General features: G+C 50.3%; 20 protein-coding genes and 1 rRNA gene. 12 read left to right on the top strand and 9 right to left on the bottom strand.

The features are described 5' to 3' along the window. Positions 1–7: 7 nt before the first annotated feature. The gene (locus AACQ84_RS07230; protein WP_041443483.1) at positions 8–313 is read left to right on the top strand and encodes a hypothetical protein; all 306 of its coding nucleotides are present in this window, start codon (positions 8–10) and stop codon (positions 311–313) included. A gap of 170 nt (positions 314–483) precedes the next feature. Here AACQ84_RS07230 and psbA read toward each other — a convergent pair whose 3' ends face one another. Continuing rightward, positions 484–1566 (bottom strand): photosystem II q(b) protein, encoded by a 1083-nt coding sequence (gene psbA / locus AACQ84_RS07225; RefSeq protein WP_012307032.1) that lies wholly within the window; start codon positions 1564–1566, stop codon positions 484–486. 113 nt (positions 1567–1679) lie between these two features. Here psbA and cofG point away from each other — a divergent pair, with 113 nt between their 5' ends. Beyond that, the gene (gene cofG, locus AACQ84_RS07220; protein ID WP_012307031.1) at positions 1680–2696 is read left to right on the top strand and encodes a 7,8-didemethyl-8-hydroxy-5-deazariboflavin synthase subunit CofG; all 1017 of its coding nucleotides are present in this window, start codon (positions 1680–1682) and stop codon (positions 2694–2696) included. A gap of 17 nt (positions 2697–2713) precedes the next feature. On the opposite strand, the gene AACQ84_RS07215 is transcribed toward cofG, so the two are convergent. After that, positions 2714–5473: an SGNH/GDSL hydrolase family protein gene (locus AACQ84_RS07215; protein ID WP_041443482.1), complete on the bottom strand. Its 2760-nt coding sequence runs from the start codon at positions 5471–5473 to the stop codon at positions 2714–2716. A 130-nt stretch (positions 5474–5603) separates the two neighbouring features. Between AACQ84_RS07215 and AACQ84_RS07210 the strand changes: the two genes are divergently transcribed. Both AACQ84_RS07210 and ppc read left to right on the top strand, forming a co-directional pair. Beyond that, positions 5604–5792 (top strand): hypothetical protein, encoded by a 189-nt coding sequence (locus AACQ84_RS07210; protein WP_143589350.1) that lies wholly within the window; start codon positions 5604–5606, stop codon positions 5790–5792. A gap of 146 nt (positions 5793–5938) precedes the next feature. Beyond that, positions 5939–8926, top strand: coding sequence for a phosphoenolpyruvate carboxylase (gene ppc / locus AACQ84_RS07205; protein WP_012307028.1), 2988 nt, complete (start codon positions 5939–5941; stop codon positions 8924–8926). Positions 8927–9004: 78 nt separating this feature from the next. Here the strand turns inward: ppc and AACQ84_RS07200 are convergent, their stop codons facing one another. Next, positions 9005–9241 carry a NifU family protein gene (locus tag AACQ84_RS07200; protein ID WP_012307027.1) on the bottom strand — a complete coding sequence of 79 codons (237 nt, stop codon included), beginning with the start codon at positions 9239–9241 and terminating at the stop codon, positions 9005–9007. A 174-nt stretch (positions 9242–9415) separates the two neighbouring features. Between AACQ84_RS07200 and AACQ84_RS07195 the strand changes: the two genes are divergently transcribed. The 5 genes from AACQ84_RS07195 to AACQ84_RS07175 all read left to right on the top strand — a co-directional run bounded on the left by AACQ84_RS07195 (position 9416) and on the right by AACQ84_RS07175 (position 15468). After that, positions 9416–10156 carry a HEAT repeat domain-containing protein gene (locus AACQ84_RS07195; RefSeq protein ID WP_012307026.1) on the top strand — a complete coding sequence of 247 codons (741 nt, stop codon included), beginning with the start codon at positions 9416–9418 and terminating at the stop codon, positions 10154–10156. 34 nt (positions 10157–10190) lie between these two features. Further along, positions 10191–10820, top strand: coding sequence for a flavin prenyltransferase UbiX (locus AACQ84_RS07190; protein WP_012307025.1), 630 nt, complete (start codon positions 10191–10193; stop codon positions 10818–10820). Positions 10821–10991: 171 nt separating this feature from the next. After that, complete coding sequence (locus tag AACQ84_RS07185) at positions 10992–12116, top strand: PQQ-dependent sugar dehydrogenase (RefSeq protein WP_234991448.1); 1125 nt, start codon at positions 10992–10994, stop codon at positions 12114–12116. Between the two features lie 53 nt (positions 12117–12169). After that, positions 12170–12739 carry a Uma2 family endonuclease gene (locus AACQ84_RS07180; protein ID WP_012307023.1) on the top strand — a complete coding sequence of 190 codons (570 nt, stop codon included), beginning with the start codon at positions 12170–12172 and terminating at the stop codon, positions 12737–12739. Positions 12740–12819: 80 nt separating this feature from the next. Continuing rightward, positions 12820–15468 carry a trans-splicing intein-formed DNA polymerase III subunit alpha N-terminal partner DnaE-N gene (locus AACQ84_RS07175; protein WP_012307022.1) on the top strand — a complete coding sequence of 883 codons (2649 nt, stop codon included), beginning with the start codon at positions 12820–12822 and terminating at the stop codon, positions 15466–15468. On the opposite strand, the gene AACQ84_RS07170 is transcribed toward AACQ84_RS07175, so the two are convergent. Continuing rightward, positions 15455–16417 (bottom strand): UPF0104 family protein, encoded by a 963-nt coding sequence (locus AACQ84_RS07170; RefSeq protein ID WP_012307021.1) that lies wholly within the window; start codon positions 16415–16417, stop codon positions 15455–15457. The two genes, AACQ84_RS07175 and AACQ84_RS07170, sit on opposite strands and share 14 nt — an antisense overlap. 140 nt (positions 16418–16557) lie before the next feature. Here AACQ84_RS07170 and purD point away from each other — a divergent pair, with 140 nt between their 5' ends. Together purD and nblS are read left to right on the top strand one after the other, a co-directional pair. Beyond that, the gene (gene purD, locus AACQ84_RS07165; protein WP_012307020.1) at positions 16558–17832 is read left to right on the top strand and encodes a phosphoribosylamine--glycine ligase; all 1275 of its coding nucleotides are present in this window, start codon (positions 16558–16560) and stop codon (positions 17830–17832) included. 70 nt (positions 17833–17902) lie between these two features. Then, a complete protein-coding gene (gene nblS / locus AACQ84_RS07160; RefSeq protein WP_012307019.1) occupies positions 17903–19921 on the top strand; it encodes a two-component system sensor histidine kinase NblS in 2019 nt (672 codons plus the stop codon). Here nblS and AACQ84_RS07155 read toward each other — a convergent pair. From AACQ84_RS07155 to AACQ84_RS07140, 4 genes are all read right to left on the bottom strand, one after another. After that, positions 19918–20475, bottom strand: a complete 558-nt coding sequence (locus AACQ84_RS07155) for a CAP domain-containing protein (protein ID WP_012307018.1) — start codon at positions 20473–20475, stop codon at positions 19918–19920. The genes nblS and AACQ84_RS07155 overlap by 4 nt on opposite strands. Positions 20476–20501: 26 nt before the next feature. Then, a complete protein-coding gene (locus AACQ84_RS07150; protein WP_012307017.1) occupies positions 20502–20981 on the bottom strand; it encodes a Mov34/MPN/PAD-1 family protein in 480 nt (159 codons plus the stop codon). Between the two features lie 87 nt (positions 20982–21068). Then, complete coding sequence (thrC, locus tag AACQ84_RS07145; RefSeq protein WP_045442698.1) at positions 21069–22178, bottom strand: threonine synthase; 1110 nt, start codon at positions 22176–22178, stop codon at positions 21069–21071. A 165-nt stretch (positions 22179–22343) separates the two neighbouring features. Then, positions 22344–23984 (bottom strand): Ppx/GppA phosphatase family protein, encoded by a 1641-nt coding sequence (locus AACQ84_RS07140; protein WP_012307015.1) that lies wholly within the window; start codon positions 23982–23984, stop codon positions 22344–22346. Positions 23985–24076: 92 nt separating this feature from the next. Here AACQ84_RS07140 and AACQ84_RS07135 point away from each other — a divergent pair, with 92 nt between their 5' ends. Then, positions 24077–24958: a 4-hydroxybenzoate solanesyltransferase gene (locus AACQ84_RS07135; RefSeq protein ID WP_012307014.1), complete on the top strand. Its 882-nt coding sequence runs from the start codon at positions 24077–24079 to the stop codon at positions 24956–24958. Between the two features lie 160 nt (positions 24959–25118). Here AACQ84_RS07135 and rrf read toward each other — a convergent pair. Continuing rightward, positions 25119–25236, bottom strand: a 5S ribosomal RNA gene (gene rrf / locus AACQ84_RS07130). Between the last annotated feature and the right edge of the window lie 72 nt (positions 25237–25308).

Genomic DNA, 25308 nt, shown 5'->3' with positions numbered 1-25308 from the left:
AATTTTCATGAAACTATCGGTTAAAACTCCCCTGGTTTTAATGGGCTTGATTGGTTGTACGGGCGCTACCCAGATGGACAATGGTGTTCTAACAGGAACTGTGGAACGAGTCTGGGAAGATGGGTTTAGTATCAACACAGGCGATCGCAGCATCCGAGTCGATTCTTGGAGCGTATGTGGCGACAATACCAGACAGAACATCTCAGTCGGCGATGAGCTAACGCTAGAAGGAGAATTCAGTGGTGGCGAGTTTGACGCCTCAGCCATTACAAACGTGAATGATGAAAATATTTGCTCAGCAGCATCTAGCTAAAATCCCAATTTTCCTTAGCTGAAAATGCCAACAATCCGAAATTGTCCCAAAAAAAAGCAAGCAAAAACCCCCACCATCTCTGGTAGGGGCCTTCGCCAATCATTACTTATTCAGTTTTACTGTCAAAGCAATCATCTTTTCTCAACTAAGCCCGAAGACTCAAACAGTTATTAACCGTTGATTGCAGGTGCTTGCAGAGCCACAGGTGCTTGCTCGCCAGCTGCTAAGTCTAAGGGGAAGTTGTGAGCGTTACGCTCGTGCATTACTTCAAAACCGAGGTTCGCACGGTTCAGAATGTCCGCCCAGGTGTTGATTACACGACCTTGAGAGTCAAGGATGGACTGGTTGAAGTTGAAACCGTTCAGGTTGAATGCCATGGTAGATACACCAAGAGCAGTGAACCAGATACCGACTACAGGCCATGCACCCAAGAAGAAGTGCAAGGAACGGCTGTTGTTGAAAGATGCATATTGGAAGATCAAACGACCGAAGTAGCCGTGGGCTGCAACGATGTTGTAAGTTTCTTCCTCTTGACCGAACTTGTAACCGTAGTTCTGAGATTCGGTTTCAGTGGTCTCACGTACCAAAGAAGAGGTTACGAGAGAACCGTGCATTGCGGAGAACAAAGAACCACCGAATACACCAGCCACACCAAGCATGTGGAAGGGGTGCATCAGGATGTTGTGCTCTGCCTGGAATACGATCATGAAGTTGAACGTACCAGAAATACCCAAAGGCATACCATCAGAGAAGGAACCTTGACCGATGGGGTAGATGAGGAATACTGCAGTTGCTGCTGCTACGGGAGCAGAGAACGCAACACAGATCCAGGGACGCATACCGAGGCGGTAAGAAAGTTCCCACTCACGACCCATGTAGCAGAAAACACCAATGAGGAAGTGGAAAATTACCAACTGGTAAGGGCCACCGTTGTACAACCACTCATCTAAGGAAGCAGCTTCCCAGATGGGGTAGAAGTGGAGACCAATTGCGTTAGAAGAAGGTACAACTGCGCCAGAGACGATGTTGTTACCGTAGAGAAGAGAACCTGCGACGGGCTCACGGATACCGTCGATGTCAACGGGAGGAGCTGCGATGAACGCAATGATGAAGCAGGTAGTAGCAGTGAGAAGGGTAGGAATCATCAGGACGCCGAACCAACCGACATAGATGCGGTTCTCGGTGCTTGTGATCCACTGACAGAACTTCTCCCACAAGGAAGCGCTTCCGCGCTGTTGTAGTGTAGTAGTCATATCGTTATGATTGCTATGAAATTATCAAGGTGCTTAACCTTAGTAGCTATATTAATGAAACTATTGCTTTTTGTAAAGTGTTTTAAGGAAATGTTTTGATTTGCGGAGGGGCCATGCTGGATCTGTCAAGGGTTGATCGCCCGGTAGGCGGCGGCAGTAACCAGGCAAACGCTGTTGTGACCTACAGTCCAGCTTTCACCTTGGTGCCAACTTACGAATGTTTCAATCGCTGTTCATATTGCAATTTTCGTGTTGATCCAGGTCAGGATCGTTGGTTGACCCTAGCGACTGCCCAAGCTCGTCTAGAAAATCTCTGGGGGCAAGGCGTCCGAGAAATTTTGATTTTGAGTGGAGAGGTGCATCCGGCTTCAGGGCGGCGATCGCCTTTGATCCAGCTCATCTATGATTTGTGTCAGTTGGCCTTAGATTACGGTTTTATTCCCCACACCAATGCTGGCCCCCTGAGTCGTACTGAAATGGAATTGTTAAGGGATGTAAATGGTTCCATGGGGCTGATGTTAGAACAAATGCGTCCGGATCTCCCCGTCCATCGTCGCGCCCCCAGCAAAGATCCCCAGGTGCGCCTACAACAATTGGTTCTAGCCGGAGAATTGAAAATCCCATTTACAACAGGGCTGCTGTTGGGAATCGGTGAAACGCCCCAGGATTGGCAGGATACATTAGAGGCGATCGCCAAAATTCAGCATCAGTATGGTCACATCCAAGAGGTGATTTTGCAGCCCCACCGTCCTGGGCAAACCCAGGACTATTTAGGTGAAGCCTTTTTGCCTGAGCAACTCCCAGCGGTTATTCAATTGGCCCGTGACATTTTGCCACCGGAGATCACGATCCAAATTCCTCCTAATCTTGTGGCCGATCCCCAATGGCTTTTAGGTTGTCTCCAGGCTGGGGCGAGGGATCTCGGCGGTATTGTCCCCAAGGATGAAGTCAATCCCGACTATTCCCATCTCCACCTCGATCAATTGCAACTCCTCCTCGCTGATCAAGGCTGGCAATTACAACCCCGGCTCGCCGTTTATCCGGCCTATGATGGATGGCTAGCTTCCCAGGTGAAACAGGTCGTTGAGCGCCATCGTCGAGCATTAACAGAGACCGAAGCCTTGTCCTGAAAAAAATCAGAAGAAAATTAGTCTGAAGTACGTTGTGGCCAGGGAATCGTCGAAACTTTAGCTAGTTCTTGGGCCACTTGCGCCGCACCAAACTGATTGAGATGGCTCGGATCCGAAAACCATTCATAACGGCCTTGCCAGGCTTGTTGGTGGACAAAATCAACGAAATCAAGCTTGTCTCGATTAGCCAATTGACGAAAATACTGGCGAAACTGCCGTTCATAATCCAGACGTACCGGATCGAGGTAGTAATCCGTCAGGGGCTGATTCAAGAAGACCAAGTGAATTTGGTGAGACTCGAAATGATCTAAAAGCTCTAAGAAGGTTTCGTGTTGCGTTCCCCGGAGATTAAACGCCGCATAATCCCCGTCATAATTTCCCGTGACTTGGGTGTGATTTTGGTAGTAAGTTTCTGGAATGAAGCGACGGTCGAGGGGCAAAAAACCATCTAAATTAAACTGCTGCCCTGACTCAGTAGAAATCATCGGGGATGCTGCCTCTGCTGTAGACACCCAGGTGTGGAATGGCGCTAGGGTTTCGTCAAAAAAGCGTTCTTTGAAAAATTGTCGCTGATCATAGACCTGGGAGATTTTTCCCAGCCATTGGGTGGTGATTTGTTCTAGATCAGGAACAACAGAAGTTATTGCCTGATGTTTGGGGATATCTTGAGACAACAGTTGAGAAAATGTACCTGCTTCAAGGGCTTGGAAACCTGGGGAACGGGTCATCAGTTCGTAGGTCAAATCCTGCCGACCGCTATTAAAAGCACGGGCTCCGTCGGCAAGGATAATTAACTGGGGCAGTTGCTCCGGAGGGAGAATTTGCCGCAGCAGTAGATCAAAGATCTGGACAGTGGCACCATTAATCCCGAAATTAAAAATATCAAGGGGCGGATGGCCTTTCTCGGTGAGGGCCATTTGCAGGGCCAGGGGATCGAGGCCACGCAGGGCACGGGAACTACCAATAATAAGAACGTCAGGTACACCATTTTTGGCGATGCGCTCTTGGTAGAGGGCGAGTTTTTCGTCTAGGAGCGGATTATCAAAGGAAGGATAGGGGCTAGTTAGGGGAGGGGCGATCGCCTTTGGGGCCGTGGTTGGCCAATTGGTGACTGGAAGCTGGGCATCTAAGACCTCTGAGCGGGTTGCTGGATCGGTTTGGGACAGGGACACAGATTGGGGTTGAGCCAGATCCCGCCGGAGCCATTGGCCCGCCAACCAATCGGTTTGGGCCGTGACTAAAATGCCGCCCAGCAGCCACAGGCAAGCCACTCGCCACCGCCGCTGCGGGGAAAAGACGTTTCGCTCGGATTCACCCTGGTGTAAAACCAGACCACAATTATCCGGTATTGGCTGCCAGAGGCGACTACGCTGGAGGAGATTACGGGCACCTTGGTTGAAGCGTTCTAGGGGAGAAAGACTGGGGTCAGTTTCGACGGGGGGAAGGGCGGTTTCCGTTGGCGTCTGTGGTGATGTCCTGGCTGGGGTAATGGTGTTGAATTTTAATGATTGTTGCCAGAGGGCTTTGCTTTGGCCCGAACGGCGGCCATAGACCTTTAGACGACTAAAGGGATGGGGTTCTAAATGCCGAAAAAGAGTGGCGATCGCCTTGAGCGTTGCCATTTGGGGTGGACAGGCGATCGCCTCCGTCATGATGTAGAGGGTGTCATCCTTTTGGCGGAGGGTAATGTGGATGCCGCCAGTGGCTAAACGTCTTGTCAGATCAGGATTCAGGCAACGTTGGAGCAAAAACCGCCACGCCTCCAAATCCCCCTGTTGGGCCAACTGTCCGGGAGAATCATGGTGTACCCCTGGCAACGACCATTCACTGCGCCAGAGTTCTTCATTGTGGGGAGCTGATTTCGCCCGGATTAGCGCGCGCTGTAACCCCTGGGGCGCGAGGACGTCGAGAATGTCTTGGATGGTCTTGAGAATGTGGGCCTGGGCTAGGGAAATATTGGGGGCCAGGATGCACTCCAGGGACAACACGGCATCGGTTACAGCCGCCCGAATGGTGAGGGGGTGGGCTTGGAATGACTGGGTCAAAATCTGGGAGATCGCCTCAGGATCTCCCCATTGGCCCCACTGCCGCAACATGACATCGGGGGGCGTCAGATCAACCCATAGCAACCATTCTGGCTTTTCTTCCCCACGAATTTGACAGCGGATTGCCCCATCGCGAAAACCTTTGATTTCCAGTTCCCGGAGTCGCTGCACCAGAGATTCTGTCAGCAAGCCATAGTCCGGGCTGTAGTCACATTCACAGGTAATCCAGAGACGCTGTTGCCCTTGGTGGGGGGCTGTATTCGCTAGGGTCTGGGTTTCAACCCGAATATTAATGCCCAATTGGCTGAGATTTTGACTTAAATATTGGGCGATCGCCTGGGGATAACCGAGGCGGGCCTGATTTTTTCGATTGAGCTGGAACGTCTCCGGGTTCGACGATGGGGACGACTGACCCAGGGGAATTAGGCTTAACCAGAGGCTTTTTTTCTCTTGGCGGAGGCGACCATAGACAATGAGACGGTGAATTGTGATTCCAGGGGTCGGCTCTAGGAGTTGCACAGGGGGAGGTTGACGGCGCATTCTCCGTAAAATGGCTTGGGTAATCTCTTCTTTTTCCGTGGGACAACTGGTTTCACAGAGGATGTGGAGCGTATTCCCCCGCAGTCGCACCCGCAACCGCAGATACCCTCCCAGGGGCACCGCCAGGCGAATGGCATCCTGGAGCCAGGGTGCTAAATGAAAGTGAAGATCCGTGGAGGTTGCAGTTGTCACAGTAACAATGGAGCGTTTTTAGGGTGGCCGGGTGGGGACAATTCACCCCTAAGATAAACGAAAGTCCCCAGAATTGTTCTCCCATAAATAGACTAGTAGGATAAGGATGCCCTGTCGTGTCTGTAGCCCGATGAAAGTTCAGTTACCTGTGCCCTCTAATCTCCTGGTTGGGTTATTAGCCCCAGCCTATTTATTGACCCACCGTTGGGGTGAAGATCTCGCCCAGACCCTAACGCAGGCAGGGGTTTGGAGTGAAGAAATTTTCCGGGGCGATCGCCTACCATCTTTACCCTTTCCCGATGTTGAGACGTCCGATTAGCCTGCACCGCCACCGCCACCCCCCAAAGGCGATCGCCCGTTCCGTGTTCCACTGCACTACCCCGATCGAACCTTAACCCTTACAATCATCAAGATCTTCTTTCACAGCAGACAGCCCATTTTCCTAGCCCCAAACGTCTAAGTACCATGAACCAAGTCATGCATCCCCCCAGTGCCGAAGCTGAACTTTTGTCCACTTCCCAATCTCTCCTCCGGCAACGCCTCACGCTGGTTGAAGACATTTGGCAGGCGGTGTTGCAGAAAGAATGTGGTCAAAAACTCGTCGAACGGCTCAATCATCTCCGGGCAACCCGAACCGCCGATGGCCAAAGCCTAAACTTCTCTCCAAGTAGTATTTCTGAGCTGATCGAAACCCTAGATCTAGAAGATGCGATCCGGGCAGCACGGGCTTTTGCCCTCTATTTCCAGCTGATCAATAGCGTCGAGCAACATTACGAACAGCGCGAACAACAACAATTTCGGCGGAACCTCGCCTCTGCCAATGCCAGCGAAGCCAACGGTAACAGCGTCCATACAGAAATTGCCCCCACCCAAGCCGGCACCTTTGATTGGTTGTTTCCCCATCTCAAGCACCAAAATATGCCGCCCCAGACGATCCAGCGTCTTCTCAATCAGTTGGATATTCGACTGGTATTTACGGCCCACCCCACGGAGATTGTCCGCCACACGATTCGCAATAAGCAGCGGCGGATTGCGGGGATCCTACGGCAACTGGATCAAACCGAAGAAGGGCTGAAAAGCTTGGGGACAAGCGATTCTTGGGAAATTGAAAATATTCAGCAGCAACTTACCGAAGAAATTCGGCTCTGGTGGCGCACCGATGAGCTGCACCAATTTAAACCCCAGGTGTTGGACGAAGTGGACTATGCGTTGCATTATTTTGAGGAAGTTCTGTTTGACACCCTGCCCGAATTATCGGTACGGCTCCAACAGGCCCTAAAGGCATCTTTCCCAACCCTCAAGGTGCCCACCACCAATTTTTGTAATTTTGGCTCTTGGGTCGGGGGCGATCGCGATGGCAACCCTTCTGTCACTCCTGACGTTACGTGGAAGACAGCTTGCTATCAACGGGGTTTGGTGCTGGAACGCTACATCGCCTCGGTGGAATCCCTCTCGGATGTGTTGAGCTTATCGCTGCACTGGAGTAATGTGCTGCCGGATCTGCTGGATTCGTTGGAGCAGGATCAAAATATTTTCCCCGACATCTACGAAACCCTGGCCATTCGTTACCGCCAAGAACCCTATCGTCTCAAGTTAGCCTACATTAAGCGGCGCTTGGAAAATACCTTGGAGCGCAACCGTCGTCTAGCGAATATGCCCGCCTGGGAAAATAAAGTAGAAGCGGCCGATGACAAGGTTTATATTTGTGGCCAGGAGTTTCTCGCTGACCTAAAACTGATCCGCGAAAGCCTGGTACAGACGGAAATCAACTGTGCGGCCCTGGATAAACTCATTTGCCAAGTCGAAATTTTTAGCTTTGTGCTCACTCGCCTTGATTTTCGCCAAGAATCAACGCGCCACTCCGATGCGATCGCCGAAATTGTTGACTACCTGGGAGTATTGCCCAAATCCTACAACGACCTAAGCGACGCAGAAAAAACCACTTGGCTAGTGCAGGAACTTAAAACCCGCCGTCCCTTGATTCCGAAGGAAATGCACTTTTCGGAAAGAACCGTCGAGACGATCCAAACGCTCCAGGTGCTGCGCCGTCTCCAGCAGGAATTTGGCATCGGCATTTGCCAGACCTACATCATCAGCATGACCAACGAAGTCAGTGATGTCTTAGAGGTGCTGCTCTTGGCCCAGGAAGCGGGTTTGTATGACCCCCTCACAGGGATGACCACCATCCGCATTGCCCCCCTCTTTGAGACGGTGGACGACCTGCGTAACGCCCCGGAAATCATGCAGGCGTTGTTTGAAATTCCCCTCTATCGCGCTTGTTTAGCTGGTGGCTATGAACCCCCCGCCGATGGCCGCTGTGATGAAACCTTTGGCGATCGCCTGGTGCCGAATCTCCAGGAAATTATGCTCGGCTATTCCGACAGCAACAAAGATTCCGGCTTCCTCAGTAGTAATTGGGAAATCCACAAAGCCCAGAAAAATCTCCAACAAGTGGCCGATCCCTACGGCATTGACCTCCGCATTTTCCATGGTCGCGGTGGTTCCGTTGGTCGGGGCGGCGGCCCTGCCTACGCCGCTATTTTGGCCCAACCGCCCAACACCATCAATGGCCGGATTAAAATCACCGAACAGGGGGAAGTGCTGGCGTCTAAATATTCCCTCCCAGACTTGGCGCTATATCACCTCGAAAGCGTTTCTACGGCGGTGATTCAATCGAGTTTGTTAGCCAGTGGCTTTGATGATATTCAGCCCTGGAACCGGATTATGGAAGACCTCTCCCAGCGATCGCGGGCGGCTTACCGGGCGTTAATTTACGAAGAACCCGACTTCCTCGACTTTTTCATGTCCGTGACGCCGATTCCGGAAATTAGCCAACTGCAAATCAGTTCCCGTCCGGCCCGTCGCAAAAAAGGCAATAAAGATTTGAGTAGTCTCCGGGCGATTCCCTGGGTCTTTAGCTGGACCCAAAGCCGCTTCCTCGTGCCCGCTTGGTATGGTGTGGGTACCGCGCTCCAGGGCTTTTTTGAAGAGGATCCCGTCGAGAACCTGAAGTTAATGCGCTATTTCTACAGTAAATGGCCCTTTTTCCGGATGGTGATCTCAAAGGTAGAGATGACCCTTTCTAAGGTGGACTTACAAATGGCGAGCCACTATGTCCACGAACTGGCGGAAAAAGAAGATATTCCCCGGTTTGAAAAGCTTCTAGAGCAGATTTCCCAGGAATACAACCTCACGAAGCGGCTAATCCTCGAAATTACCGAAAATGAAGCCCTCCTCGATGGCGATCGCCCCCTCCAGCGTTCTGTCCAACTGAGAAATGGCACCATTGTCCCCCTCGGTTTCCTGCAAGTCTCATTGCTCAAACGGCTACGTCAATACACCAGGGAAACCCAAGCCAGTATCGTTCACTTCCGCTACAGCAAAGAAGAACTCCTGCGGGGCGCCCTTTTAACCATCAATGGCATCGCCGCCGGAATGCGGAACACGGGTTGATCTCAAACAGCCCTGTAAACATAAAGTAGGGGTTCACCATGGCAAACCCCTACAACCCTAAAGAAAGTGAAAAACGATTTAGAAAACCTGTTCTACTTCTGCAATTTCCGGAATATTTTCCCGTAAACGCCGTTCGATGCCCATCCGTAGGGTCATGGTTGAACTGGGGCAAGACCCACAAGCGCCCTGGAGACGCAGTTTAACCACGGGGCCATCAATCTCTACCAACTCAACGTTGCCGCCGTCAGCTTTGAGGTAAGGACGTAATTCATCAAGGGTTGCTTCGACGTTTTCGGTCGTGAGTGCTAATGCCATAATTCTTTTGGTGAACGAAGGGATCGCCTTCTATTATAAAGTTTCCGTTTTATTCCTTTGCAAAGAAAATGCTCTCCAGTAGACTTTGAGGCGATAATGTTGGCGATCTCAAAGAGATCCGCTACCCACCCAACAGTTGCCCCTAGAACAACAACGGTAGTAGGGTAATTAATTATGCCAAGTCCAAACGACCTTAACCTAATTGACGAAACCTTGGGTGAACAGCCGCTTCAGGAAGGCACCCCAGACGGAGCAATGGCGGCAGAATCGATGCTCCAGATGCTTACTGCTGCCGATAAAAACCAACGCATGATCGCCGCCCGCTATTTTTGTGACCACCGGGATGCGCGCGCGGTAAATCCCCTCATTGAACTGCTCCAGGGAGATGTTTGTCCCCTCACCCGTGTCAGTGCTGCCTATGCCCTTGGTCGTAACGCCTCAGAAACAGCGGTACCGGCTCTCATCGATGTGCTTGCACAAGACTGGAATGGCTATGTACGCAAAGGGGTTGTTTGGGCCTTGGGGAATTGTGGCGATCGCCGCTCCGTTGATCCATTAGTCCATGCCCTCCAAACTGATATTTCTGCTGTCCGTTTATGGGCTGCCAGCAGCCTCGCCCAGGTGGCTAAACTCCAATACGAAGACATTTCCCGGGCAATTCCGCCCCTGATCCGGGGGTTGCGCCGCGATAAAATGGCCGCCATCCGCAGTAACTGTGCTTGGTCATTAGGGCAACTTTGTCGCGAAATGCCCTCCAATGTGATCTATGCCACCGCCGTTGATGCCCTCATTGAAGCCCTTGTCGAAGATGAAGATGTCGGCGTGAAAGAAGATGCCCGGGCCGCCCTGCTACGCATTGGCGATCCCAATGGCCTGCAAATGATCGAAGCGTTAGAATTTGAAGGTTTGATTTAAAAAAACTTTACAAACCTTACAGTCAAAATTTTCTATGGATCGACCCCTCACGGTAGGTATCAGTGGTGCATCGGGGCTTATCTATGCGGTGCGGACGCTCAAATATTTGCTTGAAGCCAACTTGACAGTGGATGTCGTCGCCTCAAAAGCATCCTTTATGGTGTGGCAAGCCGAAAATGGCATTACTATGCCCGCTGATCCCGATCACCAAGCTAAGTTTTGGCGTGACCAGGCAGGGGTTCCAGAAAAAGGCATTTTGCGCTGCCACCGCTGGGGTGATGTGGGAGCGGGCATTGCCAGTGGTTCTTACCGCACAAAAGGAATGCTGGTCATCCCCTGCAGTATGAGCACAGTTGCAAAAATTGCCAATGGCCTCAGCTCTGATCTCCTCGAACGGGCGGCAGATGTCTCTATTAAAGAAGGTCGTAAAGTGGTGGTTGTCCCCAGAGAAACGCCTTTTAGTTTGATTCACTTGCGGAATTTGACCCAACTGGCTGAGGTGGGCGTAAAAATTGTCCCGGCGATTCCGGCTTGGTATCACCAACCGCAAACGATTCATGATCTGGTGGATTTTGTTGTTGCTAGGGCCTTGGATCAGTTTGAAATTGACTGTGTCCCTCTGAAACGTTGGAAGGAAGAGGCCGCCAGCCAAAAATCAGAGTGATGATCTACCCTAGGGATATTTCTCGCGGAGTATCTATTACCCATGAACACTCGACTTAAGCTGCTACTGACGGCCCTATGGTGGAGTGCCTTGCCTCTGGTGGGTTGTTCGTCCCAATCCGTGTCGATGCCCGATGAAACTTCACCTCTAACCGAAACAACGCCGACGCTCATGAGTCCCCAGGCGGAGGATTTAGCGGTGGATGCCGTGACAGTGACGCCAATTGTTGAAGGTTTGGAACGTCCCTGGGGGGTTGCGTGGTTGCCCAATGGGGATATGTTGATCACAGAGCGGCCGGGACGGTTGCGCCTGGTGCGGGATGGGGTGTTAGAACCAGAGGCGATCGCCGGGGTTACAGAAGTCTCCGCCGCTGAAGCCCAACAACTTTTTGCTTCGAGACAAGGGGGATTGTTAGATATTGCCCTTCATCCAGACTTTGAACAAAACAATTGGGTTTACTTTACCTATGCCTTTGGCACCCAGGATGCAAACCGCACAAGGGTTGCCCGGGCCAAATTTAACGGGGAAAAATTGACGGATTGGGAAGTGATTTTTCAGGTGGCGCGCACCAAGCAAGGGGGTCAGCATTTCGGTTCTCGGCTGACTTGGCTCCCGGATCAAACCTTACTCATTTCCATTGGTGACGGCGGAAATCCGCCCCTAGAGCAGGATGGCGAGTTTATCCGCAACCAGGCCCAAAACCTCGATAGTCATCTGGGGAAGGTGGTTCGCATTAACGATGATGGTTCAATTCCTGATGACAATCCCTTTGTGAATGAGCCGGGCGCTTTACCGGAAATTTGGAGCTACGGCCACCGCAATATTCAGGGACTGGCCTTTGACCCAATTAATCAACGGGTTTGGGCGACGGAACACGGCTCTAGGGGCGGTGATGAAGTGAATCTGATCCAGGCAGAAGCCAATTACGGTTGGCCCAAGGTTTCTTTTAGTGCGGAATATGCGACGGGTCGCCCCGTGGCTCCCACAACGACAGCCCCAGGAATTACGGATCCCCAGCGGGTTTGGACACCTTCGATCGCCCCTTCTGGGTTAGCGATTTATACAGGCGATCGCCTTTTGGATTGGCAAGGGAATTTATTTGCAGGGGGCTTGGTTTCCCGGGATATTCGCCGCTTAGAAGTTGATGAACAGGGAAATGTGATCGCCGAGTCGCGGATTCCCATTGGCCAACGGGTGCGGGATGTGCGCCAAGGCCCCGACGGTTACCTCTACGTTCTGACGGATGCAAATTCGGGTCAACTGTTGCGCCTCGCGCCCCAGAGTGAAGGTTCATAACCATCCCTCGACTCTTTTGCCACAATGGAATGGTGCGCTGACTGAGATTTGCCATGATTGCCCTTTCTGACCACCAACCCCTCACTCCAGAAGAATATTTAGCCCTTGAGCAAACGAGCGAAATTAAGCATGAATATATCGATGGTGAAATTTACGCCATGGCTGGGGGCACGGGCAATCATAATCTGATCAGTAGTAACCTATTGATTCTCCTGAAAAATGGACTCCGGGCTGCGGGCTGTCGGACTTACATCTCGGATATGAAAGTTAATGTGGGCGATCGCCGTCGTTTTTTCTATCCAGATCTAGTTGTCACCTGTGACCAGCGAGACGAGCCACAACTCAGCTATATTCAATTCCCCACGGTGATTGTAGAAGTGCTTTCCCCCTCAACAGAATCCTTTGATCGGGGGCGCAAGTTCGAGTTTTACCGGGAAATTCCCAGTCTGCAAGAGTATCTCCTCATTAATGTGGATCAATACCTGGTGGAATGTTTTCGTCGCCAAAAAGCTGATATCTGGCTTCTACAAACCTATAAAGGTCTAGAGGCGATCGCCCACATCGAAGCCCTAAATCTGAATGCCCCCCTCCAGGAAATCTATGGTGATGTTCCCCTAGAATAATCCCGGCATTTCCCCCGTCATAGTGAAAGGCGATCGCCTAAAATGAGGGTCTACTTCCCCTACTAGAGTTCCCCCTCGCCATGTCTTTTGTCGGTCTCCACATCCACAGTGATTACAGTTTGCTCGATGGCGCGTCCCAGATTAAGCCCCTCATTAAGCGGGCTGAAGAACTGAAAATGCCGGCGATCGCCTTAACGGATCATGGGGTGATGTACGGGGCGATCGAACTGCTCAAAACCTGTCGCAATAAACGGATCAAGCCGATCATTGGCAACGAAATGTACGTGATCAACGGCGACATCGAAGACAAAACCCAACGGTTTAAGAAGTACCATCAGGTCGTTCTGGCGAAAAATACCCAGGGCTACAAAAACCTGGTGAAATTGACCACTATTTCGCACCTCAAGGGCTTTCAAGGCAAAGGGATTTTCGCCCGCCCCTGCATTAACAAAGAACTCATTGAGCAACACCACGAAGGGCTGATTATGACCAGTGCCTGTCTCGGTGGGGAAGTGCCCCAATGTATCCTCAAGGGCGAATATCAGCGGGCGCGGGAAGTGGCGAAGTGGTACAAAAATATTTTTGGCGATGACTATTACCTCGAAATCCAAGACCATGGCTCCCAGGAAGACCGCATCGTCAATGTGGAGATCGTCAAAATTGCCCAGGAACTCGACATTAAAATCATCGCCACCAACGACTCCCACTTCATTTCTTGCTACGACGTGGAGGCCCACGATGCCCTCCTGTGTATTCAAACCGCAAAATTAATCACCGAAGATAAGCGCCTCCGCTACAGCGGCACCGAATATCTCAAATCCGCCGATGAGATGCGTAAACTCTTTCGAGATCACCTCGACCCAGGGATTATTGACCAGGCGATCGCCAATACCCTCGAAGTTGCCGCCAAGGTCGAACCTTACAAAATCCTGGGGGAACCCCGCATTCCCGATTACCCCGTCCCCGAGGGCCACACCGCTGACAGTTACCTCGAAGCAGTCACCTGGGACGGACTCCTCAAACGCCTCAAATGCAAAACCCAGGCCGAAGTCGATCCCACCTACAAAGAACGCCTCGAATACGAACTGCAAATGATGCAGCAGATGGGCTTTTCCACGTACTTCCTCGTGGTATGGGATTACGTAAAATACGCCAGGGACAATGATATTCCCGTCGGGCCAGGGCGCGGTTCTGCGGCGGGTTCCCTCGTGGCCTATTCCCTGGGCATTACGAATATTGACCCCATTCACCACAGTCTGCTGTTCGAGCGGTTCCTCAACCCCGAACGAAAATCCATGCCGGACGTTGATACGGATTTTTGTATCGAGCGGCGGGACGAAATGATCAAGTATGTCACCGAAAAATATGGTGAAGACCGGGTCGCACAAATTATTACTTTTAACCGCATGACCTCCAAGGCCGTGCTCAAAGATGTGGCGCGGGTGCTGGATATTCCCTACGGAGAAGCGGACATGATGGCAAAAATGATCCCCGTGGCCCGGGGCAAACCGGCAAAGCTGAAGGTGATGATTTCCGACGATACGCCAGAACCAGAATTTAAACGTCGCTACGAAACCGATCCCCAAGTACGCCGCTGGGTCGATATGGCGATCCGCATCGAAGGAACAAACAAAACCTTTGGGGTTCATGCCGCCGGGGTGGTGATTTCTTCAACGCCCTTAGATGAAGCGGTACCGCTCCAGCGTAACAATGAAGGGGCGGTGATCACCCAATATTACATGGAAGATGTGGAGGCGATGGGGCTGCTGAAAATGGATTTTCTCGGCCTAAAAAATCTCACTACCATCAAAAAAGCGGCGGATTTGATCAAAGAATATCGCCACGTAGAACTGGATCTCGATCAGTTACCCCTCGATGAACGCAAGGCCCTAGAAATCATCAGTAAAGGCCATGCGAAAAAGTTACCGGGTGATATTGATAAAACCCATGATCTGTTTGGTCGGGGAGATCTAGAGGGGATTTTCCAGCTTGAATCTGACGGCATGAAAAAAATTGTCCAGGATTTGCGCCCTTCCGGCATTGAGGACATTTCCTCTGTCCTTGCCCTTTACCGACCTGGCCCCTTGGATGCGGGCTTAATTCCGATTTTTATCAACCGCAAACATGGCGTCGAAAAGATTGAATATCAGCACGAGCTTTTGCAGTCGATTTTGAATGAAACCTATGGGGTCTTGGTTTACCAAGAACAGATTATGAAAATGGCCCAGGATTTGGCGGGCTATTCCCTCGGGGAAGCGGATCTGCTGCGGCGGGCGATGGGGAAAAAGAAAATTGATGAAATGAAAAAACACGAGGCCAAGTTCGTGGAGGGGGCGGCGACCAATGGGGTTTCGGAGGCGATCGCCAGGGATTTGTTCGACCAGATGGTGAAATTTGCGGAATATTGCCTCGCCGGGGGCACACCTGTCGTCACCGTTGAATATGGGGTGCTGCCGATCCAAACTATCGTGGAACAGGAATTGCTCTGCCATGTGTACAGTGTTGATGCGCAAGGCTTGATTTATGCTCAACTCATTGAACAGTGGCACCAACGGGGCGATCGCCTTTTGTATGAATATGAACTGGAAAATGGCCAAATGATTCGGGCGACCCCAGACCATAGATTCCTGACCACCACCGGGGAACTGCTACCCATTGACGAGATTTTCACCCAAAATTTAGACCTAGCCGCCTGGGCAGTACCAGATTCCCTGCCTAGAACTGCTTAGGTTTACGGGTTTGGCGATATTCAAACAACAGTAAAGCGGCAACGGCGATCGCAAAAGGCAATAAATAGTACAGACCCCGAAAAACAATTAAGGTGGCTAAAATGACCTCCTCTGGCTGGGTGTCTTGCAAGAAAAAGAGAATCACCGTCTCGAAAATCCCCAAACCACCGGGAATTGTACTCACTAAGCCGGCAACCATCGCTAGTACATAAACTCCGAAAAAAACAGGATAATTGAGGGGGGGCGCCAACAGAGAATGCAGTGCTAGAGCGGCAAATCCCCAATCCAAACTAAATACAAAAACCTGCTGAAGAGAAAGTTTTAATGAAGGAAATTTAAACTGATAATTACGCCACTGCAATGGCTTTTTAAATACACAAGAACCCAACACATATAAAGCACTAATCCCTAAACAAAGAATGCCAAATCCCTGTAGTGATTGTGCAAAAAAAGGCAATTGAATGCCCGTTGGTAGGGGAAACTTAAAAATCGTAAAAATAATGCCACTAATGGGCAATAACCCGACCCACAAACTTAAATTGGTAAAGGCAATAACCTGAGCAATTTCTAAATGGGACACTTGCCACTGACGATAGAGGCGGTAGCGCAACATACTCCCCGACAGAAACGCAAAACCCACGTTTGGACTAATGGCATAGGTGATCAACCCTGTAAAGGCGATTTTATAGGTATCTAAAGTTTTTTGGAGATATCGAAATGCCAAAAGATCATAATTGGCGATCGCCCCGTAACTACACACCACAAAAAAGCTTGCTAGTCCTAACTGAGCTCCAGAAAGGTGATTCAAATTTTCCCAGACAAGGGGCCAATTAATACGTCGAAATTCCTGCCAAATCACCCCCACTGCCACCGCACAAATGACGAGACTTATGCCCGATAGAAAATGCTTTTTAAAAAATCTTTGACGGTCACTTTTACGATCTATCACTGGGCTAACCCAAAAATATTTTGCCAAAGTTCATTTTGTCTGCCCTCACCATTGCCAGAACTTTACCATAGCCTCCAATGGGGGAATCTCTTCCGATAGAATAAAAGATTGATCAATTAACAAAGGTTGAATTAGTAACAATGAATGTACTCGTGGTGGGTAACGGCGGCAGAGAGCATGCGATCGCCTGGAAACTGCTCCAATCTCCCAACGTCCAGAAAGTCGTTTGTACCCCCGGTAATGGCGGCACCGCTCTGTTAGAAAATTGCCAAAATCTACCTATTGCTGTGGATGACTTTGCGGGAATTGCCCAAGCCTGTACCGACCACGACATTGCTTTTGTTGCCGTCGGCCCAGAAGTCCCCCTGTCCCTCGGCCTTGCTGACTTTCTCTCAGAACGCAAGATTTCCGTATTCGGTCCGAAAAAAGATGGCGCAATCATTGAAGCCAGTAAAGCTTGGGCCAAGGACTTAATGAACGAAGCAGGGGTTCCCACTGCCGCCGCTGGCACTTTTAACAATCCCCAAGCCGCAAAGGACTACATCCAAACCCAAGGCGCGCCCATCGTTCCCATCGTTGTCAAAGCCGATAGTCTCGCTGCCGGAAAGGGGGTGATCGTCGCAGAAACCTTAGAAGAAGCCTTAAACGCCGTTGATCGCCTCTGGGCCGAAGGGTACAAAACCTTAGTCGTCGAAGAATTTCTCGTGGGTCAGGAAGTCTCTGTCCTCGCTCTCACCGATGGGAAGACGATCCGCCCCTTGCTGCCCTCCCAAGACCACAAACAAATTGGCGAAGGAGATACCGGGGAAAATACCGGGGGAATGGGGGTTTACGCCCCAACGCCCATCGCCACCACCGAGATCATGGCCCAAGTCCAAACCGATGTTCTGGAGGCCACTCTCAAAACTTTACAAAATCGCGGCATTGATTACCGGGGGATTCTCTACGCAGGTCTCATGGTTGCACCAAATGGCGAGGTTAAGGTGCTGGAATTTAACTGTCGCTTTGGCGATCCAGAAACCCAGGCGGTTTTACCCCTCCTCGAAACACCCCTTGATGAGATTATGCTCGCCTGCATTAATCAAACCCTGGCTGAACTGCCTCCTTTGCAGTGGTATGACGGTAGTGCAGTTTGCGTCGTGGCGGCGGCGGCGGGCTATCCCGGTGCCTATGAAAAGGGCAAGATTATCACAGGTATCCAAGCAGCTGAAGCTCTAGGTGCGACAGTTTTCCATGCAGGGACTAAATTAGAAGGAGATACCCTCGTCACCAATGGGGGTCGTGTCCTTGGCATTGTTTGCCGTGGTCACAGTTTTGATCAGGCGATCGCCAACGTATACCAGGCCGTTCCCAAAGTTCAGTTCCCAGGAATGTACTACCGTCGCGACATTGGACACCGCCTCAAAAAAGCGTAGCTTGCAACAAAACGTTACATTGTATTTAATAAAGCAAACTTGATCTGGTAAGTTCACCCCCGAAAACACCTTGCTAACCCTCATCACCAAACTCCGCAATATCCTTTCCCGCTGGTGGTCAGAATTCACATTGCAGACCAAACTGATGGCTGCAGCCACCCTCGCCGTGTCCCTGCTGATGAGTGGTTTTACCTTTTGGGCGGTGAACTCAATCCAGCAAGATGCCCGCCTGAATGACACCCGTTTCGGCAGCGATCTGGGCCTTTTACTGGCAGCAAACGTCGCGCCCCTTGTCGCCGACCACAATCTTTCCGACCTCGCCCTCTTCACCAATCGCTTTTACAACAGCACCGAAAACGTCCGCTACCTCATCTATGCCGATCCCAACGGCAAAATTGTCTACGGTATTCCCTACTCCGAAGCCGAAGTCCAAAACAGCCTCACCATCGAACGGCGCATTACTCCACCAGATGATTACAATCCCGCCGGATTTTTCCCCGTTGCCAAACAACATTTAACCCCCAACGGCGAAATTACAGATGTCTTCGTACCCCTCCACCAAAATGACGAATACCTAGGCATTCTTGTGGTGGGCATCAATCCCAATGCCACCGTTGTTGCTTCTTCTAATCTGACGCGGGATGTTACCCTCGCCGTGTTTGTCTTTATTTGGGTCATGGTCATCCTCGGTGGTGTCTTTAACGCCTTGACCATTACGCGCCCCATTAAAGAACTCCTCGATGGCGTAAAAAATATTGCCGCCGGAAATTTCGAGCAACGAATTGATCTTCCCTTTGGTGGGGAACTCGGTGAACTGATCGTAAACTTCAACGAAATGGCCGAACGGCTTGCTAGCTACGAAGAGCAAAATATCGAAGAACTCACCTCCGAAAAAGCCAAGCTCGAAACCCTCGTCACCACCATTGCCGACGGAGCAATCCTCCTCGACACAGACTTAAAAATTATTTTGGCCAACCCAACGGCCCGCAAGATTTTTCACTGGGACGAAAAATCAATCATTGGCACCACTGTCCTGCACCACTTACCCGCCTCTGTCACCACCCAAATTACCCGGCCGCTCCATCAGATTGCCGCTGGCGAAAACCTAGATTCAGACTTCCTGATTGAGCACCATGCTGTCCAAGGCAATGCCGAAGAAATTATTCGGGGAAATGAATTTAAAATCACCCTTGAAGATATGGTGGACAACGTGGCAGAAGCCACAACGATTCGGATTTTGCTCACTGAAGTGCTAGACAAGAGCAAAATCAATGTGCGGGGCATTGCGATTACCGTCCAAGACATTACCAAAGAAGCGGAGCTCAATAAGGCCAAAAGCCAATTTATCAGTAACGTTTCCCATGAATTGCGCACCCCACTCTTTAATATCAAGTCTTTTATTGAGACCCTCCATGAATATGGGGATGATTTGACAGAACAGCAGCGGCAAGATTTCCTCGAAACCGCCAATAACGAGACCGATCGCCTCACTCGTCTAGTGAATGATGTTTTAGATTTATCGCGCCTTGAATCTTCCCGCGTTTATCGCCTTGATGAAGTGGATATTTCCCAACCCATTGAGCAAACCCTGAGAACCCACCAACTTAACGCCCGGGATAAAGAAATCACCCTGACCCATGAGTTAGCAACTGATCTACCGATGATTTTGGGTCATTATGATTTGTTGTTACAGGTACTAACAAATCTCGTGGGGAATGCACTCAAATTCACCCAAGCAGGGGGCTGTGTCAGTGTGAGAGCCTATCCTGTTCCCCACGATCCAGAGCGGGTGCGCATTGAAATTTCAGATACAGGGATTGGCATTGACCCAGAGGATCAAGAGGCAATTTTTGACCGTTTCTTCCGGGTGGAAAATCGTGTGCATACCCTCGAAGGCACGGGGCTTGGGTTATCAATCGTGAAAAATATTATTGATAAACACAATAGTCGGATTCACCTCATCAGTGAAGTGGGCATTGGTACCACGTTTTGGTTTGAGCTGAACGTTGCCCAAGGGACGCCGGAATTACAGTTGCTCGACAACCCGCACCATGTCCAGGATCAATCGATAGAAGTCAGCAGTAATTAGCGGCGCTTGAGAAAAAGCTGCGTGAAATAGTAGACACCTTCTTCGTTTTTAACGACACCAATGCCTGTGAGATCGAAGTCGCCAATAATATTTTTGTGGTGGCCGGGACTGTCGATCCAACCTTCTACGGCCACGGTGGCAAGGTCATCATAGCCTTGGAGAAGCGCGAGATTTTCGGCAACACTAGCATATTTTAAAGCTTGTTTTTCAAGGCTAGCGGCCCGTTCGTCAAAACCATCATGGGAAAAACTGGCTTCGCCAGAGGCCATTTTGGCACTGTATTTGCGGGACTCATTCGTAATCCGGTAGTCCAACGTTAAAGGTTCTAGGCCCAGACTGACTCGATAGGCATTGATTTGGGTATGAATCTGCTGTTCGATGGTTTCGGTATTGGGATTTTTGACGGGTTGGGGGGTGAGGGGTTGTTCCTGTTGGGCGACCGGCTGATTCGCTGTCGAGGAAATGGTTGGTCGTTCTGTCTGCTGAAAGACGAAACGGGCACCGAAATAAAACAAGATGGGAACCACAAAACGTGACCAACGCTGGTGTCTCATGGGAAAGCCTCTGGGGAAAGTTAGCTCTATTGTAAGAATTCAGAATCTAAATGCTGAATCTGGATCGGTTCTTCTTGAAATTGGCGATCGCCATCGAGTTGCCAACTGCGATAGTCAGCGACGCGCCGCTGGTGGACAGAGAGAATGAGGTAAGAATAAATATCCCAGGCGATCGCCCGGTCATATTCAGAGGGAATTGCGGCATGGTCAGGGTGCGAATGGTAGATGCCGATGATCGCTAGGCCTTGGGCGCGGGCGTATTTCTGGGCTTTGAGAATTGCGGCAGGGGCGATCGCAAACCGGTCATGGCGCGACTGGGACTGGGGATTTTGGGGGAGCACTTCCGGCATTGCTTGGCTAAACGCCAGCGTCCAAGTATTTTCCGTGGGCCAGATTTCCCGGACTGTTTTATTTTGCCCCAGTAACAGACCACAACACTCTTCCGGATAGCAGGTCTGGGCGTGGGTGATGAGTTGTTCGATTTGAGAAGGAGTCAAGCTTAACATGATGACCTTGTTGCTTCGTTGCCGAAAAAAACGCCCAAATCCTTAGCAGATTCAGGCGCAGTTTTGTTGAAGTGATTGAATTACAGCCTAGAATCCCATTGCCTTAGCCACCGCTGCCATATTTGCAGGAATTCCGGTTTGCCCTTTTGATAAACTGTGGGCGATCGCCGCATCGGGATCCTTCAAACCATTACCTGTCAGAACACAAACTACCGTTGCTCCCGTTGGCACTTGATCTTTGACTTTCAAAAGTCCGGCCACCGAGGCTGCACTGGCAGGTTCACAGAAAATTCCTTCGTTAGCCCCAAGCTTGCGATAAGCCTCGATAATTTCTTCGTCGGTCACCGCATTAAAAGCCCCTTGGCTAGCCGCTTGCACCCCGTGGGCTTTGTCCCAGTTTACCGGGTTGCCAATGCGAATTGCCGTTGCCAGGGTTTCCGGGTTATGGACAGGCCCTCCCTGGATAAACGGTGCCGCACCAGACGCTTGGAAGCCCATCATGCGGGGGAGCTTCGTCGCTTTATTTAGTTCATGGTATTCACAAAATCCCATCCAATAGGCTGTGATATTCCCTGCATTGCCTACAGGAATACAAAGCCAATCCGGCGCTTCACCGAGGGCATCGACTACCTCAAATGCTGCGGTTTTTTGACCCTGGAGCCGGTAGGGATTCACAGAATTGACCAGTGTTACAGGGTAATTTTCCGACATTTGTCGCACGATGCTGAGGGCGTTATCAAAGTTGCCTTCAATGGCGATCACTTCAGCCCCGTATAACAAAGCCTGGGCTAATTTTCCTAGGGCCACATAACCATCGGGAATTAAGACAAACGCCCTTAGACCTGCCCGTCTAGCATAGGCAGCAGCAGCAGCAGATGTGTTACCAGTACTCGCACAAATTACGGCTTCGGCCCCTGCTTCCTTGGCTTTGGTAATTGCCATGGTCATGCCCCGGTCTTTAAAGCTCCCCGTGGGATTTAGGCCGTCATATTTGGCATAGACTTGCACCCCACGACCGATTTCTGCGGCAATACTGGGAATGGGAATCAGGGGAGTATTGCCTTCGTAGAGGGTCACCACGGGGGTGCTGTCGGTTACGGGGAGATATTGGCGATACGCGTTAATCAGACCCGGCCACTTAGCAGCATGGTGGGTCGGAAAGGGAGCAGAGGTCGGATCGGCTTTAGGAGTACTCAGAACCACAATTGTTCTCTTAAAGTTTAGAAAGTGTAGTCAAACAAACGAAATCTTCTCTAAAGGGTAGCAGTAAGGGGCTATCTGGGCTAGTCACAGGGGCGATCGCCGCCGCATTGGTACAGGGATTTTAAGAAAAGATTAACGTGGATTAACTATTCTAAGAGTTTAGGGGCATAGATGGGCGGCCACGGTCACTGCAAATTCTTCTTCAAAGATCTCCTTGTTATAGTTTAAACTCCAGAGCTCTAGTTCGCAGGCATCATCCCTATGGGTTGGGATTAGCTTGAGGGTGAGTAGGCGTTGTTTCGCATCAAAGTCACACTGAATTTCGGCGATCGCCCCTACCTGGCGTCGGTCAAGGGCCACCGCAAGCCGCATGATCGCACTCAACTCACTCACCATCTGTCGGTGTTCTTTGTGGATGAGATTTTGATAATTTTCGTGTTTTTTCTTCGGCTTGCTTTTGCGGTGGTAGCGGGCGAGGTTCGCGACGATTTCTAATTGGGTTTCATTAAAGCCGAGGAGCTCTGCATTACGAATCAGATAGTAGGAATGTTTATGGTGAGCCGCATGGCTAATGTAAAGGCCACAGTTATGGAGAATCGCCGCCGCCCAGAGCATCTCCCTCGCTTCGGTGTCCCATTGGTGCAGCCCCCCCTGGAGCTGATCAAAGAGACTCAGGGAAAATACGGCAGTGCGTTTACTGGCGACCAAATCAACGCGATATTTTTTGGCGATCGCCATCACACTCCGTTCCCGAATCGAACTTTGGTATTGCAGGCGACTTTCAATCAAACCATGGGAAAGCATCCAGTCGACGATCACCCCTTCCCGCAACGCCCGTTCACAGAGGGTAATTTTTTTCAGCTGCAATAGATCCATCGCTTCTTGGAGGATGATTGCCCCTGCCAGAATAATTTCTGCGCGCTTATCGGACATTCCTGGTAAATTTGAGCGCTCCCGACAATTAAGCTCCCGCATCTGTTGAATCAGTTTGCTCAAATCCTGACGCGAAAACGTATAGCCATGGAGGGGACTCGGCACATTTCCTAAATTGGCCATCGCGTGCATTGCTGCCAAGGTTTCAATGGTGCCAGAGGTCCCGATCATTTGTACCTGTTCTTCCGGGAAAAGATGCTCTTGTAGTTCTTCAATGGGACGCTCTAACATCCCCCGAATATAAGCTTGTAGGGCCGCAAATTCTCGGTTACTAATCGGATCAGTATTCACAAAGTCCTGGGTTAACCGCACCGCTCCCACCTTTGTGCTGCTAAGAAAGCGTGCTTCATGGCTTTCCACCAAGCTAATTTCTGTCGAACCGCCCCCAATATCAATCAAAACATGGGGTTGTTGGTTAAAGTCAACGGCTGATAAAACACCGAGGTAGATACGGCGCGCTTCTTCTTGGCCGGAGATTAGATCAACTTCTAACCCTAATTCTGCTTCAATCCGTTGTAAAAATTCTCGACCGTTGGGGGCTTCTCGCACGGCACTGGTTGCCACTGCTACTAAAGAATCCACCTGAAAACTCGTCGCTAGATCCTGACAACGACGGAGGGCATTTAAAGAACGATCCATGGCGGCTTCCGTCAGGTTTCCTGTGAGGCGATCGCGATGACCGAGGCGCACCGTATCTTTTTCCCGGGCCACAATTGTAAATGCGGGCAGGCTGGGTTGAATTTTGACAATCACCATGTGAATTGAGTTGGTGCCGATATCAATCGCTGCTAGGGTACAGTCCTCCCCTTGGGTGACATTCGCAAATTGAGTGGAATTCGTTTTAAGCTGATAGACGGAAGTAGCCATAGATTTATGTCTGTCATCTTTGCTGACTTCTCTATTATTAAGGATTACCTCCGATTTACTGATTTTTTATGACATCTCTTCGTTGAACATCTATGGTTTCTGAGCCTACCTGGAAAAAAATTATCTATTTATTACGCTGGGATAAACCGGCGGGTCGCTTAATTCTAATCATTCCTGCCCTATGGGCCGTCTTCTTAGCGGCTGAGGCCAAACCCGACTGGAAACTGGTCTTAGTGATTATCCTTGGAGCAATTACCACCAGTGCTGCGGGCTGCGTTGTGAATGATTTATGGGACCGGGATATTGATCCCCAAGTGGAACGCACAAAAGTTCGCCCCCTCGCTTCTAAAGCTCTCACGGTCAAAGTAGGAATTATTACGGCGATCGCCTTTTTTCTTTGTGCCGCTGGGTTAGCGTTTTATTTCAATCCCTGGACAAATCCCCTTAGTTTTTGGCTATGCGTCGCCGCAGTGCCCGTGATTATTGCTTATCCTCTAGCAAAACGTTTTTTCCCGGTACCGCAACTTGTTTTGGCGATCGCCTGGGGCTTTGCCGTTCTCATTAGTTGGAGTGCTGTGACCCAAAATTTAACTGCTGCAACCTGGCTGTTATGGGGTGCAACAGTTTTCTGGACTTTAGGTTTTGACACCATCTACGCTCTCTCCGACCGGGATGATGATTTGAAAATTGGCATTAATTCTAGCGCTATTTTTTTTGGTAAATTTGCCCCCGAAGCCGTCGGTATTTTCTTTGTCTTAACAGCGACTTGTCTTGCTATTCTAGGCAAAACATTGAATATTAATCTTTTGATTTACGGTATCGCCTGGGCGATCGCTGTCGGTCTTTGGTTTAAACAATATCTAAAAATTCGGAAACCCAATCTTCCCCGCAAAGCCTACAATCGACTCTTCGAAGAGAACGTTACGATTGGCTTTATTCTCCTCAGTGGAATGATTAGTAGCTTTATATTTTAGACCTCTCAGTTACTTAGAAAATATCACAAGCTGTCATGGTAGAAAGACAGCTTTACTGTAGTTCTACACGACAAATAAAGCCCTCAACCTGTAGATTGAGAGCTTTGATTAGAATATAAAGTTGAAGAATAAGATATTCAGTTTTTCATAAGAGAGAGAAGCTTGGCATTGAGCTATTTTCCCGGTAGGCTACCCCACAGGTATCGTCGCCGCTATAGCGTTTCACATCTGAGTTCGGGATGGAATCAGTGTGGTTCCACTATGCTAGAAACACCAAGCAGTGGTGTGGTCTCACACCCTCAAGACTGCACAAAATACTCATTAGTTCATCGAAATACTTAGTCTAACCA

Source organism: Picosynechococcus sp. PCC 7002, assembly GCF_963860125.1.
Taxonomy (GTDB): Bacteria; Cyanobacteriota; Cyanobacteriia; order Cyanobacteriales; family MRBY01; genus MRBY01.
This window is presented reverse-complemented; position numbering and strand designations above follow the sequence as displayed.